The sequence below is a fragment of the Nostoc sp. KVJ20 genome, assembly GCF_001712795.1.
In the GTDB taxonomy this organism is placed as follows: Bacteria; Cyanobacteriota; Cyanobacteriia; order Cyanobacteriales; family Nostocaceae; genus Nostoc.
Genome location: NZ_KV757612.1, coordinates 25,838 through 43,487, shown reverse-complemented (window position 1 = coordinate 43,487; position 17,650 = coordinate 25,838). Strand labels below are relative to the sequence as shown.

Below are 17,650 nucleotides of genomic sequence, written 5' to 3'. Positions count from 1 at the left end.
GTAAGCAAAAATTGCAATTAATCAAAATCCCTATTAGGGATTGAAACGTAAAGCAGTTTGATACCCAACAGCCTCAACACTATATTGCAATTAATCAAAATCCCTATTAGGGATTGAAACAATCCACAATGGTATGACCTTTTCAGACATACCAGCAGAGATTGCAATTAATCAAAATCCCTATTAGGGATTGAAACACCGCTACGGTTCCAAATTGGTGAGAATAACTGAAGATTGCAATTAATCAAAATCCCTATTAGGGATTGAAACAAGATATTATCTGGATGATGGAATCCTTGGCGCAGACAATTGCAATTAATCAAAATCCCTATTAGGGATTGAAACAGAAACTCAAGATCAAAGATTGAAGCACCTGAAATGCCCAATGTGTAGATTGAACATCATCTAATTGATTTACTGAAGTCACTTGTCCTTGTAGCATTGCGCCCGATTCTTGGGGAATACTTTCAGGAATTAGCTGGGTAATTGAAGTTGGAGTAAGAGGAGAAAGTTTTTCCTCAACAGTCTCGGCTAAGGTAGGAGTTGCATGATTTAGGATGAGGAAGCTCAAAAGACTCAAACAACCCATTATATGAAAATCTGCAAACCAATAATTTTGCATACTTCAGCAGTAGGACAAGCTCGACATCAGTGGCAGTCGTCAGATCGAAGGTATGATGTGCAAACGTCCTCGCCTCAAAACTGAGAGTAATAAATTCGTACTCGGTGTTCCAATAAGCCGAATTGAGGATATCAGCTGGCACAACCGTCACATCGCCATATCCAAATTGCCGCTTTTGAAAGCGATGCTCGATCATCTCTTCAACCATTGGCGGCGATGGACTGCGATCGTGAATGATAATGCGATGTTGCCTGGAATAATTTTCTGCCAACTGATGTGGTGGATGGCGATGATATTGCAGTTGAATGCCGTCCCATCCTGCTTTGTCACTGGAGAGTAATGGCGCTTCCGGGTAAAGCTTCAGCACATCATCCTGCTGAACAAAATCAACAACTAAGATATCTGAAGTTACCATTGCTTGGCTCCTTCTATGGAACTGGATACTGATCAAATTGCTGCATCAGATCCAGTAGCTCAGTTTGGCTGGGTTGTCGCCCGTTTTCGGTTAACCGGGCTAACCCCTCAAAGTACTGCTCCCGTGAGTCGGCAGGACAAAAGAGGATCAGTAGGGTCGATCTCACTGTTCCAGGATTAGAGAACCCATGCGGTGTATTTTCTGGCACGAGCATCATTGCGCCCGGTGCAGCCATAATTGTTTGCCGATCCAACAGCAACTCCACTTCTCCCTCCACCACATAAAATATCTCGGTTAATTGCTTGTGGATGTGTGGACTGGCTCCTTTCGTTCCTGGTTCCATAACAAATTCAAACAAGCCAAAGTGTCCATTTGTGTTCTCCCCAGTCACTTTGAATGTGCAGGTACTGGTGCCGAGTTTAACAGATTTTCCTTCACCGGGTTGCAGAATAATCGGTAACGACATCATAAGCTCCTCTGGATTAAGAATTGGGAATTGCAGCAACCGCGTCTATCTCAAACAATAGCCCCTCGACTGCTAATCTCGGTACAGGAATCAAAGTACTGGTGGGTTTGCGATCGCCCGACCACACCTGATTCCGTGTGGCTGAGATCAATTGCTGTTTTTCGGCATCGTGATCAACTGAGAGGACTGTAATTTTCACAACTTCCTCTGGGGTTGCCCCAACTGCTGCTAATGCTGCACGAAGGTTAGCAAATGCCTGTTTCAACTGAGCTGCAAAGTCAGCCGCAACCAGATTGCCCGTCTCATCCATGCCCAATTGACCTGCGATATAGACAAGAGTTGTTTGTGTTAGCGGGAACCGTTACAACATGGGTGAAACCGTAATGAGATGGATCGAAGAATCCAGGAGGATTGAGGTGCTGAATTTGTTGAACCATGATTTGACTCCTAAATCAATTTTGTTGAAAGTTGCCAGTGCATGAGATTAACTGAGTGGAGACACAATTGCTCAGGCATAGCGATCGGACATCGCCGGAATATCAATCTCTTTCACACAGGAAACGCGCGATAGTTGGCGTAAACAGCGCAGTAAGAGAACCAAATCCTGCATTGGAATTTGCCTGCTGTCGTAGGTTTGGATTGCTGCCTCTGCCCCAGCTTCATAGGCGATTTCTGCCGCAATACTACCTGGGTTGAGCGAAGTCACTGGAATACGATGCTCTCGTAAACATTCTCGCAGGGCATGAACCACACCCCGCAGACCAAATTTAGATGCGGTATTCGCAACTTCCGGTGTGCCAGAGTTATCTAAGCCCGAAAGCGAACTCATATAGACAACACGGGGATTGCTTGAACGCTTGAGATTTGGCAACAACCGATGAGTACAGAGAATAGCAGCCAGCAGATTCACTTGGATAATTTGTTCCATCTCTTCTAAAGTGGATTGTTCAAAGGAATAGGTTGGCTCAAACGCATTCTCCTCCCAAATCCCGGCGTTGTAGAACAGGAAGTCAACCGCGCGATCGCCAATTGCCTCAGCCACCTTGACCGCAGCAGTTTGAGGAACCGACAAGTCTGCCCAAATCCAAACTCTAGACACTTGATCGCCGCGATCAAGGCTAGCAGGGCGAGTTCTGGAAATGAGAAACACAGTATCGCCTGCATCTGGCAACCCAACGCTGAAGCCTAAGCCAACGCCGCGACTAGCTCCAAAGATCACAATATTTGCCATTACTGCACCAACTTGAGAAGTTGCGACTTTATAAAGAAAAACCTTTAGTAAGAATCATAAGTGCTTAACTTGACTTTGTAAAGCTTTTTCTTTAATTTGTTAAGTATGAAAGCAGAATCAACTAGCGTTCGGACTCGACGGGCGATCGTCCAATATCTCAAACAAGAAGGAGCGTTAGATGCGGAAACGCTCGCCTCCCATTTGAACATCACCGCAATGGCAGTGCGGCAGCATATCTACGCTTTGCAAAAAGAAGGATTGGTGACGTACCAGGAACAAGCACGTCCGATGGGACGGCCTGCCAAGTTATGGGAGTTAACGCCTGCTGCTGATCGTTTCTTCCCTGATCGCTACGCTGAGTTAACGTTAGGTCTGATTAACTCAATGAAACAGGCATTTGGTGAACAGGGATTTGATCGGTTACTGGAAGTCAGAACTCGCGAACAAATTCAAGCGTATCGAGCGATCGTGCCAAGGCATGCTCCGCTTCAACAGCAACTAGAAGCGTTAGCAGTGCGGCGAACTGAGGAAGGCTACATGGCAGAGGTCACGGCTCAAGCTGACGGCACTTTTCTCCTCGCTGAAAAGCATTGCCCCATTTGTGCGGTGGCAACTGCTTGCACTGGGCTGTGTCGGATGGAGTTAGAAATCTTTCAAGCGGCTTTAGGTAACGATGTGAGCATTGAACGAATTGAACACATTTTGGCGGGTGATAGACGTTGTGTATATCTGGTTATCAGTACTTAGAGATTGTCAGGTAACAACCTTGCCTTTTTTGAGTTATAAATGCTTTCTCAGCAAGCTTTTTAGACAATAAATTGTAAAAGTTATTTCTTGACAGGCTCTTAAACAAAACTGAACAATAAAAAATTCAATTCTGACTCCTGACTCCTAAATTCTGAATTCTCTATTATTAAGAAGTAGAGCTATTTTTTTAGTCAATGCCCAGCAAAACAATTGATGTCCGAGAGTACACCGTCAGAGCGCACAAGCGGGAAATTCATACTCGCGTTTTTAACTTTGTGTGTAAGCAATGTGAACAACCCACACAAACAACGAGAAACCTTTGGTGTGCGACCGCTCTACTGTGAAACATGCCGTCCACCACAAGCACCCAAGCAATCGAAAATAGTCCCTATAGGCAAGAGGAAACCCAGAGCTATGAACTACAAGAGTTGGAAGGATATAGCTGGGTGATTTTTTGTTTTGAGGTAAGGGCGATTACCTAAAAATATTGTTAGTACTTACGCCAAGTGATTGTCTAGCCATCTGTTTATATTCATCCAAGTCTGACTTCAGCGCAAATTCCGCGATGGCTATGGGATAAGAAGCAGCCAGTTCAATCGCTTGTTCTGCCATCTTCGACCAAATACGTCCACCTGCCTCGGCGTATGCCGATATCAGCTTATTCAGAGCGTCTTCACCAAAAGTGCGGTAATGGGCGACAAAATCACGGGCTGGGTCAGTGACGGCAGCCTCAGTCCAGTCAATGAAGCCAGTTACTTGTACTTGGGCATCAATCAAAATATGCCCAGCGTGTAAATCACCATGAGTTAACACTGTTTCTTTCGTCCAAACCTCATCCTTTTGGAGCCAAGATTGCCAACGGTTCCACAACTCTTCACCAACACCAAACTCATCCTTCACTGCATCCATCTTCTGTTTCATCGCCGCACGTGCTTCTTCAGCGGTTTCAATGGGAAGACCAATTGCGCGTGCTTCCTCAATGCTAACTAGATGAAGAGAGGCAATCCCCTTAGCTAGCGATTTATGAAACTGATCAGGTGGATTTGCTGGATCAATTTCCCACACATAAGCTTTTGCTTCTGAGTCAATTGTGCCTGTTGGCACACCGTTTAATGCCCGGTAAGCAATGAGTTCATCTGTGCAAATAGTCCATTGTGGCACTTCCACATTGAGAAGAGGGGCAATCAGTTCCAGCGTGCGTTTTTCCTTATCCACCGACGGTAGAACATCCTCCCGCCGAGGAAGACGCAAAATCCAGCGTTCTCCATCAGTGTCCCTTGCTAACACAACTTGAAAATCAAGACCCGATTCATTAAATTGCAGTGAGTCTTCTTGGATAGTCAAATTATGATTGTGGGCTAGTTCAAGCACTTCCTGCTTTGATTTTGTCTTTTTAATCATGTCTTCTTACCACTACGCATCAAGAATGCTGAATACTGCTGCATAATAACTATTTAATGCCAGATCAGAAAGGCTGACAGAATGGAGGCAATAGCCAATCAGTTAAACCTGATTAAAATCAAGATTGATGTTACATCTCCAATTTCAAAATATGGAGTTTTGCGTTTATCGCGTAGAGTATAACTTGATGGATGGGCTTCCCCCGGATTTCTCACCACATTTCTTAAAGCCTGCATTTGTGCCGGGGAGAAGTAATAAGTAATAAGTAATGAGTAAGAAGTAAGAAGTTTTTACTCATTACTTATTACTCATTACTCATTACTCATTACTTATCTTCTGCTCCATCAAACGCCTTGAGAAGAGTGAGAAATGCGGGTTCCTACCTCAGCCCATCCTACGGCGCTTGAGTGCAAACGACATTCTTATCTCGGTTTGCAGGTTGCGGTAAGTTCTATATTGTAGAAAGTCCCTGGTTTGGGATTAATTGAACGCAATTCTTGGATAAAAGCATTAAATCTTGTATTGCTGATCCCGAAGCCAGCTTCAGCACAAGCAGATAAACCTCCTTCGATAGGAATAGATCCGGACTTGGGGCTATATACAATGAATTTATCGACGGTACTAGTGCCGACTGCAAACCCGATAACCTGGCGAACTGTTCGCAAAGCGGCATTATCTAAGGAACCACCAATACTGCCAATACTGATATTAACCGCACGACTATTAACCGCAGGACTTTCAGCCACAACGGGTGTATTGATTGACAATACTGCCCCGACAATCATAAAACAGGTGAATTTCAACATTATCCTCTACTCCAAAAAATTGAAAAACTAATAATTAGGTTTCGACATGGATGAAGTACATTACAGATGCTAGCCATTTGGAGATTACTTCAGCATTACGTCTTTCCTTTTCTGAAGAATGTTAATTTCTTAAAAATTCTTTATCAAATCGCCTTTGCAGACCCTGGCTGTCTAATTGGTGAGAATGTTTGAAAAGCTCAAGATAGTTACAGTTCGCCATTCTGAGCGTCACAAAGTAAAAGGAAGAATCCTAGTTTTCGTTGCTCTGGGTTGGCTACGTTACTTTTGATACAAAACATACTTTTCAAACGCCCTCAAAGAGAGTAGAGAATTTCATCCAATACCGAATAGCAATAATGACGTTAGATATTGCTCCGATTAAGGCTGACCAAGAAAGTCTCCTTTGCCAAGTTCTACACCGCAGTGCCTAAGAATGTCATACGCTGTTGTGACATGGAAATAAAGATTTGGTAAAACAAAATATAAGAGAAATGGCATTCCTTGAAAAGAGAGAGTATTGTCACGCATCTGTAGGGTAATTTCTCTCTCTTCTGAACCGTCAATTTGCTCAGGTTTAAAAGTATTTAAATGAGAAATAGTTTTTTGAATGCGGTCAATAAGTTGACCAAATGTAGTTTCATTGTCCTCGAATTTAGGTGGTTCTATTCCTGCTAACCGTGCAGCACCTCTATTTACTATGTCAGAGGCAATCTGCACTTGTTTTGATAATGGAAACATATCTGGGGATAGACGACTATTAATCAACACAGAAGGGTCTATTTTTTTAGTTTCAGCATAAGCAGCACCTTTTTCAAGAATGTTTATAAGGTTATTTAGTGTGTGAATAGACACGGGTATTAAAGCTTGGTACATTGAAATGGTCATTGAGATTTCTCCAGAAAAAGTTCAAACGACTTTGAGCCGTCCCATCTAATATTAGGGGGTATTGACTGTGATATTGTGTCAAATGAATATGGAACCGAATTTAGTCACAGATCCAAAGATATTGAATGTTTTGAACGAACTTATCAATCCATTGCGGCGCATCGACAAGCAGTTGAGCAAATTTGTCCGGGCAAACATCCTCAAACTCCAGCATCACGCTGCAATGCTCATCACTCGTGAGGGTATTGAGTAATTCTTTAATAGAATTGCCTATTTTTGGGCTTGAGCGATTCTTCGAGAACACCGCAGGCATCGCAGAACTTTTTGGTGTAGTGAGTGTATCTTAAGTTGCCACGGATGTGATAGCATACCTTCAACAATTTTAGATAGCATATCCAATCCATGAATCAAGTTCGACTCCCCAAAGTTAGCGTCGCCGTGATTGGTTGGGTAGTTGCAAGCGTATTTTATACCACTCCCGTGTTGGGAGGTATTCTAACTAGACAAGATTTTTTGGGTGATTTTGCCTTAGTTGATGCTAGTAGCCCTTTTTTAGAGAACTTTTTGCCAGAAGAGAGCGAATATTCGGGATTTGTGGTTTACTCAGAAGACGGGATTTTGAGTGATTGGGAGCTATCCGTCAACAATCTAGACCTGAATTTGCAGCCAAGCTTTAATTCCGGCGATTTAACCCCAAATGTCGATTTTGAGCTTGATTCTGGGTCGAATTGGAATTTAGTAGTTGATTTTGGCATTGCTTTTGATGCTCCAAGATATACCTTAGAAAAAACTTCAAGCTCTGAAATTAGCTTGACGGGTGAAGTCGGACGGGCAGGAACATACATCTATCAAGATTCTGCTGCCAATATTACCCTGAGTTCTTCATCTACATCAATACCTGAACCCACTTCCCTGCTAGGTCTATTGTTTGGAGTTGGTGCAATTGCTGCCTCTAAAAAAGCTGGGGAGACTAAATCTAAAGCATGAATTAACTCGACTCTTTACCAAAGCTTTATCGATCTACACCCCCACCAGGCAATCGCACATCACAGACGTACACCTACTATCCATTGTTAACCCAAACCTGCCACTGCCCCAGGTATGCGTTCCATATTGGTTCACTATCAGCTATCCCAATAGCCGAGCCGATTATGGAGACTAGCTGTTGGTAATCTCTCAAAATTAAATAAACTTGTTCAATTGACATAGAAACGGCGATCGCTGGGGCTGAGATTGGGGTACGCTGTGGGTTACAGGGTTTACACGAGGACTCAGCCTTCAAAGGGAGCATCATCGCTTCGTTAGCATAATAAAAAGGATAATTGAACAGTAAAAATAAATCCACTAACTTTTATGAGTCAAACACAATCGGAACTAAAGCTACTAACCTTCGATTATCCATAATGCTAGTTCGGTCAAACTAATAGTTGAAGTAGTGTCAACCAACTGGCAGGATGATTATTACGATAAGCTTCGTGACTATTACACCTAAACATGGTAGTTGGCTCAATATTGCTGAGAACGAACTATCGGCATTAACTCGACAATGTTTGGATAGACGGACTCCAGATCGTGAAACTTTAGAACGAGAAACATCTGCTTGGTACATTCAGCGCAATCGCAAGCAATTGTCGGTGGATTGGCAATTCTCAACCGCAGATGCTCGCATCCGCCTCAACCGTCTTTACCCACAAATAGAAAACTGACAGACCACTAGAGGTATCTTGGAATCGTAGAAAACTCGTTTGAGATTGTCTTTTTAGCAAACACAATTAAAGCTTTAATCTCGACTCTCAAGTTAGTTTTACCGTTCTAGGATAGAAGCATAATTTGCAATAGAAATTGATGAAATATAGACATTGCATAGTAAATGACCTCAATCCTATCCCTCTATTATGCAATGCCGTTTTTGCTCTCTCTAACAAACTAAACTAAGCTATGACAACAATATCAGCATTAGTCATGGCTAGTCCGGTACTGAGATTAGCTATTTGGACTTGTGCTGATCCGCCTAATCCATCTATGTCAAAGAATAGTTTGCCGTTAGTATTGTCATAGATAAATCGATGGCTAGCATTTATAGCAGCTGTTCCGATAATGAACCGTGCTGATGGCAGCGTACCTACAACCAAACCGCCTCCGAAACCAGATGCAGAAACAGTGATGAGATCATTAATAACGCTAAAATCATTTATTGTGTCAATACCTTCATTGCGAAAATTAAAGCTAAAGCGGTCTCCACCACTACCGCCAGTTAGAATATCATTCCCTGTACCACCATTGAGAGTATCATTGCCACTGTTACCAATTAGGCTATCGTTTCCAGCCTTACCAATCAGATTATCATTACCTGCTTTACCAATCAGGATGTCATTCCCTGCATTGCCATCGAGAGTATCATTTCCCTCGGTGCCGAAGAGGGAATCATTACCTGTGCTGCCAATTAAGTTAATGTTGTTGGCAATCTCAATAATGCCTCTGCGATTAGTACTTTGAACGTCATGATTCCAGCCAGAACTACCCAAATAAACAAAATCTCTAATTTGGTCAGTGCTGGGTAGCCCTGGTATCCAATTTTGATAAGCACTTTGCTCACCAATCCAGTTAAATGTTCCCTCTTTCCCGGCATCAGAAAAACCGATCCACGGATTTTGACTGGCATACTTACCAGCTAGAAAAGTTTGTTCTGCTACATCATTAATAGTAACGAGATTACCACCAAAACTTTGAGCTTCTACTTGTGTTTGACCCCAACTGCCTACTTTTGATAATAGATAAGTTTTGCCACCAAAAGTAACTGCGTCGCTGGCTTCATAAATTGTAGCGATCGCCTGATTATCTCCTAAAATAGCATTGGTTGGTGAACTCAGATTGACAAAAAAGCTTTCTGCGCTAATTGTGTCAGCATCTTTGAGGATAGTAATACTAATTGTTTGTACATTCTGTCCAGGCGCAAAATTCAACGTACCACTAGTTGCTTGATAATCACTGTCAGCAAGCGCAGTATTATTAGACGTACTGTATTTCACAGTCGCACTATTACTAGTATTGCCATGACGACGGATAATAAAAACAGCTTCTTTCGTACCGCTACTAGATTCAATTATCCCTAAATCTTCAATTACCAAAATCGGGGTAGTGGGGCTCTTGATTTCAATAATACCTCTACGATTAGTACTTTGAACGTCATGATTCCAGCCAGAACTACCCAAATAAACGAAGTCTCTAATTTGGTCAATACTGGGCAGTCCTGGTATCCAGTTTTGATAGGTACTGGACTCACCAAACCAGTTAAATATTCTCTCTTTACCAGCGTCAGAAAGACCAATCCATGAATTTTGATTAGCAAATAAGCCAGCCAAGAAAGTTTGCTCTTTGGCATCGTTAATGGTGACGAGATTACCACCAAAACTTTGAGCTTCCACTTGGGCAGATCCCCAACTTCCCGCTTGTGATAACAGATAAACACTATCACCAAAAGTGTATATTTGCCTTCCAGTCAGATCGGGAATGGGAACAGAAACAGGGGTGGGAATCTCAATAATGCCTCTGCGATTAGTACTTTGAACGTCATGATTCCAGCCAGAACTACCCAAATAAACAAAATCTCTAATTTGGTCAGTGCTGGGTAGCCCTGGTATCCAATTTTGATAAGCACTTTGCTCACCAATCCAGTTAAATGTTCCCTCTTTTCCGGCATCAGAAAGACCAATCCACACATTTTGATTAGCAAATAAGCCAGCCAAAAAAGTTTGCTCTTTGGCATCGTTAATGGTGACGAGATTACCACTAAAACTTTGAGCTTCTACTTGTGCTTGACCCCAACTGCCTGCTTTTGATAATAGATAAGTCTTGCCACCAAAAGTCACTACGTTACTAGCTTCATAAATTGTAGCGATCGCCTGATTATCTCCTAAGATGGCATTGGTTGGTGAATTCAGATTGACAAAAAATTGTTTACCACTGAGGGCTTCACCATCATTGCGGATGGTGACACTGATGAGTTTCTCTGTTTCTCCAGGATTAAAAGTGATACTACCACTGGTGTTTAAGTAGTTGATGCCAGATAAGGCCGTATCAGGAGTGATACTGTAATTTACCTTTATGGACTGGCTACTGCTGCCGAAGACTTTGACTTTAAATTGAACTTGTTTGCTGCCAGTTGCAGGTTCAATTATCCCCAAATCTTCAGTTACCAAAATCGGGGTAGCGGGGTTCTTGATTTCAATAATACCTCTACGATTAGTACTTTGAACGTCATGATTCCAGCCAGAACTACTCAAATAAACGAAGTCTCTAATATTATCAGTTCTTGGTAGTCCCGGTATCCAGTTTTGATAAGCACTCTGTTCCCCAGTCCAAGTAAATACACCCTCTAATGCAGCATCAGAAAGACCAATCCACGGATTTCGATTAGCAAATAAGCCTGCCAAGAAAGTCTGTTCTTTGCTATCGTTAATGGTGACGAGATTACCACCAAAACTTTGAGCTTCCACTTGAGTAGATCCCCATGTACCCGGAGCAGATAGCAAATAAATGCTATTGGCAAATGTGAAGATTTGCCTTGTTGTTAAATCTGGCATATGACAATCTTAGATAAATTTCTTAGTACGCGGATACTAAATAGGGCAGGTAGAATAAGTTGTCCGCAGCTTTAAAAACTGCGAGCAAAAGCAACTTGCCTGCATTTAGAATTTTGTAAATCAAGCTTATATTCAGTGCAAATGCTTACTTAGCTTCTAAATTTAAGTAAAGTTATTATGTTTATGCACTGTAAAAATAATTATCTTGTGTGTCAACGTAAATACGTTGTTTCAGGCTTTTATCAATCTCCCTTGATTGGTTGTGATCCCCAAAATATCATTGAAAAATCTTGCTATAAGCCTTGAAAACTACACCTGCTATTTTGGATTTTCTGTCAATGCGTAAGTCCTAGCTATTATGTTTATGCAAAAGTTGTGTGAGTAATTTAGCAAAATAGCGTAGTTTATGTCTACTTAAGCATCGAAAATCTACTGAAAAGTTCACAATCTTACTATAGCAATCCGATTTGATTTCTGAATCACTCGTAGAGGTAAGGGACTGGGGATTGGGGACTGGGAAAGAGGAATAAAGGTATACTGAGTTTTGTTCAAAAATCAAATATGAGTCCTATAGAAAAAATACGTGTATATTGAAGTATTCGTAAAGTAAATAGCAATTTTGTCAGTTTACCAGTGCCTTTGGCGGCCGCTTTCCCAGATAGGAAGACGTTAAAAAACCCGGCTTCAACAAAGTAAGCCGGGGTAAGCACTTATAAAAAATGACAGTTAAACGTTAGCCGTGGATAGCAGGGGCATTGAAAGCTACTGGTGCTGCTTCACCCGCAGCCAAATCTAGAGGGAAGTTGTGAGCATTACGCTCATGCATTACTTCCATACCCAAATTGGCACGGTTAATCACATCTGCCCAAGTGTTAATTACGCGCCCTTGGGAGTCGATGATAGACTGGTTGAAGTTGAATCCGTTCAAGTTAAATGCCATCGTGCTGATACCCAAAGCAGTAAACCAGATACCAATCACAGGTAAAGCTGCTAACACAAAGTGCAGCCATCGGGAGTTTTGGAAGCTGACATATTGCCAAAAGAGTCGTCCCAGATAGCCATGAGCCGCAACTATGTTATAGGTTTCTTGTTCTTGACCGAACTTATAGCCGTAGTTTGCAGATTCGGTTTCGCTAGTTTCACGAACTAAGGTAGAAGTCACCAAAGAACCGTGCATCGCAGAAATTAAAGCACCGCCAAACACACCAATGACACCTAACTGATGGAATGGATGCATCAGGATATTGTGTTCAGCTTGGAACACCAACATAAAGTTGAAAGTTCCAGAAATACCCAAAGGCATACCATCAGAGAAAGAGCCTTGACCAATGGGATAAATTAAGAAGACAGCAGTCGCAGAAGCCAGAGGAGCGCTATAAGCTACACAGATCCAGGGACGCATTCCCAAGCGGTAGCTCAACTCCCATTGCCGTCCCATGTAGCAAGCGCAACCAATTAAGAAGTGGAAGATTACTAGCTGGTAGGGGCCACCGTTGTAAAGCCACTCATCTAAAGAAGCTGCTTCCCAAATGGGGTAGAAGTGTAAGCCGATCGCATTTGAAGAAGGAACAACCGCACCAGAGATAATATTGTTGCCATAAATCAAAGAACCAGCAACAGGCTCGCGGATACCATCAATATCTACGGGGGGTGCAGCAATAAAGGCGATGATGAAGCAAGTGGTAGCTGTTAGCAGGGTGGGAATCATCAGGACACCGAACCAACCGATGTATAGACGATTATCGGTGCTGGTGATCCACTCACAGAAGCGCTCCCAGACATTGGCGCTAGAGCGTCTTTGTAAGGTAGTAGTCATAGTTTAGAATAATTTCAATGATTTTGTTGATGATTTAAAGTTGTTGTTCGTTAGGAATCAACAACTGATAGCATCTTAAAAAAGTTGCTAAATCTTTGCAGTAACTAATAGTTATTGAAAGTTACAAGTTGAAGTTAACTTTAGTAAGCAACCTCTGGGTAAATGACTGTCGAAGAAGCCTTAGCCATTGTTGAAATAATTCTAGGAAAAACACCTCTAAATGACTTGCAAGAAATTATTTTTCGACAGTCATGGGAACAGAAAACTTATCCAGAGATTGCTGAAAAGTTTGATTATGATGCCGACTACATCAAAATTGTTGGCTTTCGACTCTGGAAAATGCTCTCTAAGGCGATGGGTGAGAAAGTTACTAAAGATAACCTCCGTTCGTCTTTGAGAAGATGGTGTTCTCGTCAGAAGAACACTGGAGAAATCAAGCCTGATAATCCCATAAAAACTTATCAAGACTGGGGTGAAGCGCTCGACGTTTCGATTTTTTACGGACGTTTCCAAGAAATTGCCACCTTAGAGCAGTGGATTAATCAAGACCGTTGTCGGTTAGTGGCACTATTGGGGATTGGGGGAATTGGTAAAACTTCTTTATCTGTGAAGTTGAGTGAGAAACTTCAGGAGAACTTTGAGTATGTTATTTGGCGATCGCTCTATAACGCCCCTACCATTGAAGCGCTACTCACTAGCTTGATTCAAGTTCTCTCTCACCAACAGCAGGGAGATTTACCCGAATCTGTCAGCGATCGCATTTCTCGACTACTTACCTATCTCCAAAAACATCGCTGTCTAATAATTCTCGATAATGCAGAGACAATCTTAACCAGCAATGAGGGTCGAACAGGTCAATATCGCTCTGGTTACGAGGGGTATGGCGAACTTTTTAAGCGAGTTGGTGAGTTTCGCCACCAAAGCTGTTTGGTGCTGACGAGTCGAGAAAAGCCTAAAGAGGTGGCGGTAATTGAAGGCGAAAAGTTGCCTGTTAGAACTATGCAATTATCTGGTTTATCAATCGCTGATGGGCAAGCAATTTTTAGCTGCAAAGGTAGTTTTATTGGATCGGTTGATGAATGGCAAACTCTAATTCAATCCTATGCAGGTAATCCACTGGCACTGAAGATTGTCGCAACCACCATCCGGGATTTATTTGATAGTAATATTTCTGATTTTCTTGCTCAAGGCACTGTTGTCTTCGGCGATATTCAAGATTTGCTCGAACAACAGTTTCAACGTTTATCAGCTTTAGAAAAATCAGTCATGTATTGGTTGGCAATCAACCGTGAACCTGTAAGTTTTGCCGAAATACAAGCTGATTTATTATCCTTGGTTGCGTCTTCTCAACTCCTAGAAGCATTGTCAGCTTTAGAAAGGCGCAGCCTGATTGAAAAAGGTAGTGCTTTATTCACACTACAGCCTGTGTTGATGGAGTACATTACTAGTCGTTTGATTCAAGAGGTTTGTGTTGAAGTAGAAACTCAAAATATTTCTCTTTTCAAAAGCCATGCACTGATGAAAGCGACGGCGAAAGACTATATCAAAGAAATTCAACTTTACTTAATCCTCAACCCTGTAATTAAAAAGCTACTTTCTGTGTTCGGAAGTGCAAATTGGATTGAAGCTCAACTGATGACAATTCTGGCATCACTTCGCGGCAAAAAACCAATGGATGCTGGTTATGTGGGCGGAAACACGATTAATTTACTTCATCAGCTGCAAATGGATTTAAGCGATCGCAACTTTTCTAGTTTGACGATTTGGCAAGCTGATTTAAAAGGTGTGAATTTACACCAAAGTAACTTTGCGTACTCAGATTTAACTAAATCTACTTTTACGGCAAATCTCAGCTATACCTTTACACTAGCAGTTAGTCCAAATGGCAATCTTCTGGCAATTGGGGATACCCTTGGTCAAATTTCCCTATGGCAAACAACAGATGGACAGCAATGTTTAACCTGGGAAGCACACACAGGTTGGGTGCGTTCTATTGTATTTAGTGCCGATGGACAAACCTTATTTAGTGGCAGTGATGACCAAACTGTTAAACAATGGGATCTCACAGGTCGATGCCTACAAGTATTCAGGATGCACACAGGCTTTGTTTGGTCTGTAGCCCAGGCTCGGCAAGAAAACTATTCAGTCCTAGCCAGTGGTGGTATGGATCAAACGGTTAAATTATGGGATATTCAGACAGGGGAATGTCTGAAAAGTCTTGAAGGACACACAGATTGGATCTGGGCGATTGCTCTGAGTAAAGATGGTAAAATTTTAGCTAGTGGCAGCGCTGACCATACTATCAAAATTTGGGATGTCAATAGAGGAGAGTGCCGAAAAACCCTGCAAGGGCACACGGGTATTGTGTGGTCTGTAGCATTTAATGCCGATGACAAAATGCTGGTAAGTGGTAGCGCTGATGGCACTGTGAGGATTTGGGATTTAGAAGCAATGCAGTGTTTGCAAACTCTCCAAGGTCACACAGCCCATGTCTGGTGTGTAGGTTGTAGTACTGATGGTCAAACTTTAGCTAGTGGCAGTGCTGATACAACAATTCGCTTGTGGGACATTTACACTGGAGAATGTGTGAAAACTTTGTCAGGGCACACCCACACAGTGCGATCGCTGACATTCACTCCAGATGGAAAAACCTTGATTGCCAGTGATGACAACCAAACTGTTAAGTTCTGGAATATTCATACAGGACAGTGTTTCCGAACTTTTCGCGGACATGGTAGTGGTGTGTGGGCATTAGCGACCTCTCCACTTGATGAAAATGACCGCAGCCAAGTCTTAGCCAGTGGTGAAGACCAAACAGTTAAACTATGGGATATTCAGACTGGTAAGTGTATCAAAACCTTTACTGGTCATACTAATTGGGTACGAACCGTAGCTTTTCATCCCCAAGGTAATACCATTGCCAGTGGCGGTGCAGATGAAACAGTGAGAATTTGGGACATAGAGACAGGAGAGTGCCTGCAAGTCTTACGGGGTCATAGAAACTGGCTACTTTCAGTTACCTACAGTCCCGATGGACAAACCTTAGCCAGTAGTGGTAGCGACAAGCAGGTACGGATTTGGGATGTCAATACTGGGAAATGTCTGGGTGTATTATGTAATCACACTAATATTGTCTCATCACTTGTTTATAGTCCTGATGGCAAGATGCTAATTAGTTGCTGTGCAGATTCCCTAATTCGAGCTTGGGATGTTGCTACAGGCGAATGCTTGAAAATTTTTCGTGGGCACACAAACGGCGTGTGGTCAGCTAAATTTAGTCCAGATGGGCAAACCTTGCACAGTAGCAGTCAAGATGCAACCATCAAAATTTGGGATTTCAAGACTTGCCAATGTCTAAGAACCTTGGAAGGACATACTGATGCTGTGATCAGTGCTGCCAGTCCTGATGGTTGTGTGCTGGCAAGCGGGGGAACCGACCAAACCGTGAGAATTTGGGATATGAAAACTGGGAAGTGCTTGAGAGTATTGATTGGACACACACGATGGATTTTTGCGATCGCATTTATCCATTCTCCGGTTAAAAGTCCAATTCTTGCCAGCAGCAGTGAAGACCAGACCATCCGCTTATGGAATGTCGAAACAGCTGAATGTCTGAAAATTCTCAGAACTCCTAGACCTTATGAAGGTATGAATATTACAGGGGTCGTTGGTTTGACGGAATCTGTGCGATCGTCACTTTTGGCACTAGGAGCTATAATAGGAGGTTTGTGAACTATAAATTTAAGTGGGATATAGACCCAAGAGGAAATAAAGGTAGTTTAAGCGTAAGCTAAAAATAAAAGACTTGGGTGCTATGTCGATTCCAGAAATTTCTGAAGCAATAATACGTCATAACTCCAACGCTTCATCCTACAGTCGTGGTGAAGAATATTACCGTAGGGGGGCAATCGCTGAACTAAAAAAACGAGGTAATCTGATTCAGGCAGAGATAGAGGGTAGCGAAATTACACCATATCAAGTCAGTATTCGTTTTGATGCAGGTGGAATTACCTCAGCAAGTTGTACTTGCCCTTATAATTATGATGGTTGGTGCAAACATATCGTTGCCACCTTATTAAGCTGTTCGCGTCAGTCAGATAGGATTGAAGAACGTCCAACACTAGAACAATTATTAAATCGCCTCGATATTCTTCAAACTCAGCGATTACTGCAAGAACTGGTGGAAAATAGACCAGAAATAATTGATGATATTGATGAGTTTGTCAGTTTGATAGACTTGCCAAAACCAAAAACCAAACAGCCTTCTACCCGTCAAAGCAAAATTGACACATCACCTTTTCGCTCTCATGTCTTGCGGATTTTGCGGGATGGATTGAAAGAATTAGAGTATGGTTCAGAAGAAGACCCATTTACAGATGATTTGCTGGCTGTAATTGAGAAAGCGCGGGAGTTAGCAAAAAATGGAGATGGCAATAATGCGTTAGCGAAGCTTACCGAAGGTATCGCAATTCTCGAAACTCGCAGACGGGCAGAACCAATTATGGAACAAGGAAAAGCTGACCGTTATGACGCTGCGGTTAATTGGCTCAAAAAAGTAAAAGCTGCTTATATTCAACTAGGGCAAAAATCTGAATGGTCTGCTTATCGCTCCAAACTAGAAGCGGCTCATGGACGTAAACGTAAATTAATGGAATTATTGAAAGAACTAAATAAATAA

General features: G+C 42.3%; 16 protein-coding genes, 3 pseudogenes and 1 CRISPR repeat array (1 of these 20 only partly in view). Of the genes and pseudogenes, 8 read left to right on the top strand and 11 right to left on the bottom strand.

All coding sequences use genetic code 11. The features are described from left to right. Positions 1-345: direct repeats of the CRISPR family, unit length 37 nt; unit sequence ATTGCAATTAATCAAAATCCCTATTAGGGATTGAAAC; it reaches 424 nt to the left of the window's first position. A 173-nt stretch (positions 346-518) separates the two neighbouring features. The 5 genes from A4S05_RS38890 to A4S05_RS14625 form a co-directional block, all read right to left on the bottom strand. Beyond that, entirely contained in the window at positions 519-1,037 is a 519-nt protein-coding gene (locus tag A4S05_RS38890) for a hypothetical protein (protein WP_176727012.1), read from the bottom strand. A 13-nt stretch (positions 1,038-1,050) separates the two neighbouring features. Beyond that, on the bottom strand, positions 1,051-1,506 hold the full coding sequence (locus A4S05_RS14635) for a cupin domain-containing protein (protein WP_218107950.1): 456 nt from the start codon (positions 1,504-1,506) through the stop codon (positions 1,051-1,053). 13 nt (positions 1,507-1,519) lie between these two features. Beyond that, a complete protein-coding gene (locus A4S05_RS14630) occupies positions 1,520-1,813 on the bottom strand; it encodes a RidA family protein (RefSeq protein WP_218107949.1) in 294 nt (97 codons plus the stop codon). After that, positions 1,806-1,940, bottom strand: a complete 135-nt coding sequence (locus tag A4S05_RS43315; protein WP_256090980.1) for a hypothetical protein — start codon at positions 1,938-1,940, stop codon at positions 1,806-1,808. Before A4S05_RS43315 ends, A4S05_RS14630 begins: the two co-directional genes overlap by 8 nt. A 71-nt stretch (positions 1,941-2,011) precedes the next feature. Beyond that, the gene (locus A4S05_RS14625) at positions 2,012-2,734 is read right to left on the bottom strand and encodes an SDR family NAD(P)-dependent oxidoreductase (RefSeq protein ID WP_069070559.1); all 723 of its coding nucleotides are present in this window, start codon (positions 2,732-2,734) and stop codon (positions 2,012-2,014) included. Between the two features lie 105 nt (positions 2,735-2,839). Between A4S05_RS14625 and A4S05_RS14620 the strand changes: the two genes are divergently transcribed. Both A4S05_RS14620 and A4S05_RS43310 read left to right on the top strand, forming a co-directional pair. Next, positions 2,840-3,481 (top strand): helix-turn-helix transcriptional regulator, encoded by a 642-nt coding sequence (locus A4S05_RS14620; protein ID WP_069070558.1) that lies wholly within the window; start codon positions 2,840-2,842, stop codon positions 3,479-3,481. A 194-nt stretch (positions 3,482-3,675) separates the two neighbouring features. Then, a pseudogene (locus A4S05_RS43310) lies at positions 3,676-3,931 on the top strand (hypothetical protein). A 24-nt stretch (positions 3,932-3,955) separates the two neighbouring features. Here A4S05_RS43310 and A4S05_RS14615 read toward each other — a convergent pair. The 3 genes from A4S05_RS14615 to A4S05_RS14605 all read right to left on the bottom strand — a co-directional run bounded on the left by A4S05_RS14615 (position 3,956) and on the right by A4S05_RS14605 (position 6,573). Continuing rightward, on the bottom strand, positions 3,956-4,882 hold the full coding sequence (locus A4S05_RS14615; protein ID WP_069070557.1) for a macrolide 2'-phosphotransferase: 927 nt from the start codon (positions 4,880-4,882) through the stop codon (positions 3,956-3,958). A gap of 422 nt (positions 4,883-5,304) precedes the next feature. Beyond that, a complete protein-coding gene (locus A4S05_RS14610) occupies positions 5,305-5,688 on the bottom strand; it encodes a hypothetical protein (RefSeq protein WP_069070556.1) in 384 nt (127 codons plus the stop codon). A 378-nt stretch (positions 5,689-6,066) separates the two neighbouring features. Next, positions 6,067-6,573: a DUF1993 domain-containing protein gene (locus tag A4S05_RS14605; RefSeq protein WP_069070555.1), complete on the bottom strand. Its 507-nt coding sequence runs from the start codon at positions 6,571-6,573 to the stop codon at positions 6,067-6,069. 88 nt (positions 6,574-6,661) lie between these two features. Here A4S05_RS14605 and A4S05_RS41620 point away from each other — a divergent pair, with 88 nt between their 5' ends. Together A4S05_RS41620 and A4S05_RS14600 are read left to right on the top strand one after the other, a co-directional pair. Next, the gene (locus A4S05_RS41620) at positions 6,662-6,826 is read left to right on the top strand and encodes a hypothetical protein (RefSeq protein ID WP_176727011.1); all 165 of its coding nucleotides are present in this window, start codon (positions 6,662-6,664) and stop codon (positions 6,824-6,826) included. 149 nt (positions 6,827-6,975) lie between these two features. Continuing rightward, positions 6,976-7,560, top strand: coding sequence for a PEP-CTERM sorting domain-containing protein (locus A4S05_RS14600; RefSeq protein WP_069070554.1), 585 nt, complete (start codon positions 6,976-6,978; stop codon positions 7,558-7,560). A gap of 76 nt (positions 7,561-7,636) precedes the next feature. Here A4S05_RS14600 and A4S05_RS14595 read toward each other — a convergent pair whose 3' ends face one another. After that, a complete protein-coding gene (locus A4S05_RS14595; RefSeq protein WP_069070553.1) occupies positions 7,637-7,918 on the bottom strand; it encodes a hypothetical protein in 282 nt (93 codons plus the stop codon). Positions 7,919-7,963: 45 nt separating this feature from the next. On the opposite strand from A4S05_RS14595, the pseudogene A4S05_RS38880 reads away from it, so the two are divergent. Further along, a pseudogene (locus A4S05_RS38880) lies at positions 7,964-8,056 on the top strand (Uma2 family endonuclease); the annotation flags it as partial. A 1-nt stretch (position 8,057) separates the two neighbouring features. Further along, positions 8,058-8,279, top strand: a pseudogene (locus A4S05_RS14590) (IS630 family transposase); the annotation flags it as partial. Between the two features lie 225 nt (positions 8,280-8,504). Here the strand turns inward: A4S05_RS14590 and A4S05_RS14585 are convergent. Together A4S05_RS14585 and psbA are read right to left on the bottom strand one after the other, a co-directional pair. Beyond that, the gene (locus A4S05_RS14585; RefSeq protein WP_069070552.1) at positions 8,505-11,156 is read right to left on the bottom strand and encodes a lectin-like protein; all 2,652 of its coding nucleotides are present in this window, start codon (positions 11,154-11,156) and stop codon (positions 8,505-8,507) included. A 733-nt stretch (positions 11,157-11,889) separates the two neighbouring features. Next, positions 11,890-12,972, bottom strand: coding sequence for a photosystem II q(b) protein (gene psbA / locus A4S05_RS14580; protein WP_069070551.1), 1,083 nt, complete (start codon positions 12,970-12,972; stop codon positions 11,890-11,892). 162 nt (positions 12,973-13,134) lie between these two features. Between psbA and A4S05_RS14575 the strand changes: the two genes are divergently transcribed. Together A4S05_RS14575 and A4S05_RS14570 are read left to right on the top strand one after the other, a co-directional pair. Continuing rightward, a complete protein-coding gene (locus tag A4S05_RS14575) occupies positions 13,135-16,704 on the top strand; it encodes a helix-turn-helix domain-containing protein (protein ID WP_069070550.1) in 3,570 nt (1,189 codons plus the stop codon). A gap of 82 nt (positions 16,705-16,786) precedes the next feature. Continuing rightward, positions 16,787-17,650, top strand: a complete 864-nt coding sequence (locus tag A4S05_RS14570) for an SWIM zinc finger family protein (protein WP_069070549.1) — start codon at positions 16,787-16,789, stop codon at positions 17,648-17,650.

Coding starts and splice junctions, on each gene's coding strand:
- A4S05_RS14600 (WP_069070554.1), top strand. CDS start 6,976: ATGAATCAAGTTCGACTCCCCAAAGTTAGCGTCGCCGTGATTGGTTGG.
- A4S05_RS14625 (WP_069070559.1), bottom strand. CDS start 2,734: ATGGCAAATATTGTGATCTTTGGAGCTAGTCGCGGCGTTGGCTTAGGC.
- A4S05_RS14585 (WP_069070552.1), bottom strand. CDS start 11,156: ATGCCAGATTTAACAACAAGGCAAATCTTCACATTTGCCAATAGCATT.
- A4S05_RS14570 (WP_069070549.1), top strand. CDS start 16,787: ATGTCGATTCCAGAAATTTCTGAAGCAATAATACGTCATAACTCCAAC.
- A4S05_RS38890 (WP_176727012.1), bottom strand. CDS start 1,037: ATGGTAACTTCAGATATCTTAGTTGTTGATTTTGTTCAGCAGGATGAT.
- A4S05_RS41620 (WP_176727011.1), top strand. CDS start 6,662: ATGGAACCGAATTTAGTCACAGATCCAAAGATATTGAATGTTTTGAAC.
- A4S05_RS43315 (WP_256090980.1), bottom strand. CDS start 1,940: ATGGTTCAACAAATTCAGCACCTCAATCCTCCTGGATTCTTCGATCCA.
- A4S05_RS14575 (WP_069070550.1), top strand. CDS start 13,135: ATGACTGTCGAAGAAGCCTTAGCCATTGTTGAAATAATTCTAGGAAAA.
- A4S05_RS14605 (WP_069070555.1), bottom strand. CDS start 6,573: ATGACCATTTCAATGTACCAAGCTTTAATACCCGTGTCTATTCACACA.
- psbA (WP_069070551.1), bottom strand. CDS start 12,972: ATGACTACTACCTTACAAAGACGCTCTAGCGCCAATGTCTGGGAGCGC.
- A4S05_RS14610 (WP_069070556.1), bottom strand. CDS start 5,688: ATGTTGAAATTCACCTGTTTTATGATTGTCGGGGCAGTATTGTCAATC.
- A4S05_RS14620 (WP_069070558.1), top strand. CDS start 2,840: ATGAAAGCAGAATCAACTAGCGTTCGGACTCGACGGGCGATCGTCCAA.
- A4S05_RS14615 (WP_069070557.1), bottom strand. CDS start 4,882: ATGATTAAAAAGACAAAATCAAAGCAGGAAGTGCTTGAACTAGCCCAC.
- A4S05_RS14635 (WP_218107950.1), bottom strand. CDS start 1,506: ATGATGTCGTTACCGATTATTCTGCAACCCGGTGAAGGAAAATCTGTT.
- A4S05_RS14630 (WP_218107949.1), bottom strand. CDS start 1,813: ATGGATGAGACGGGCAATCTGGTTGCGGCTGACTTTGCAGCTCAGTTG.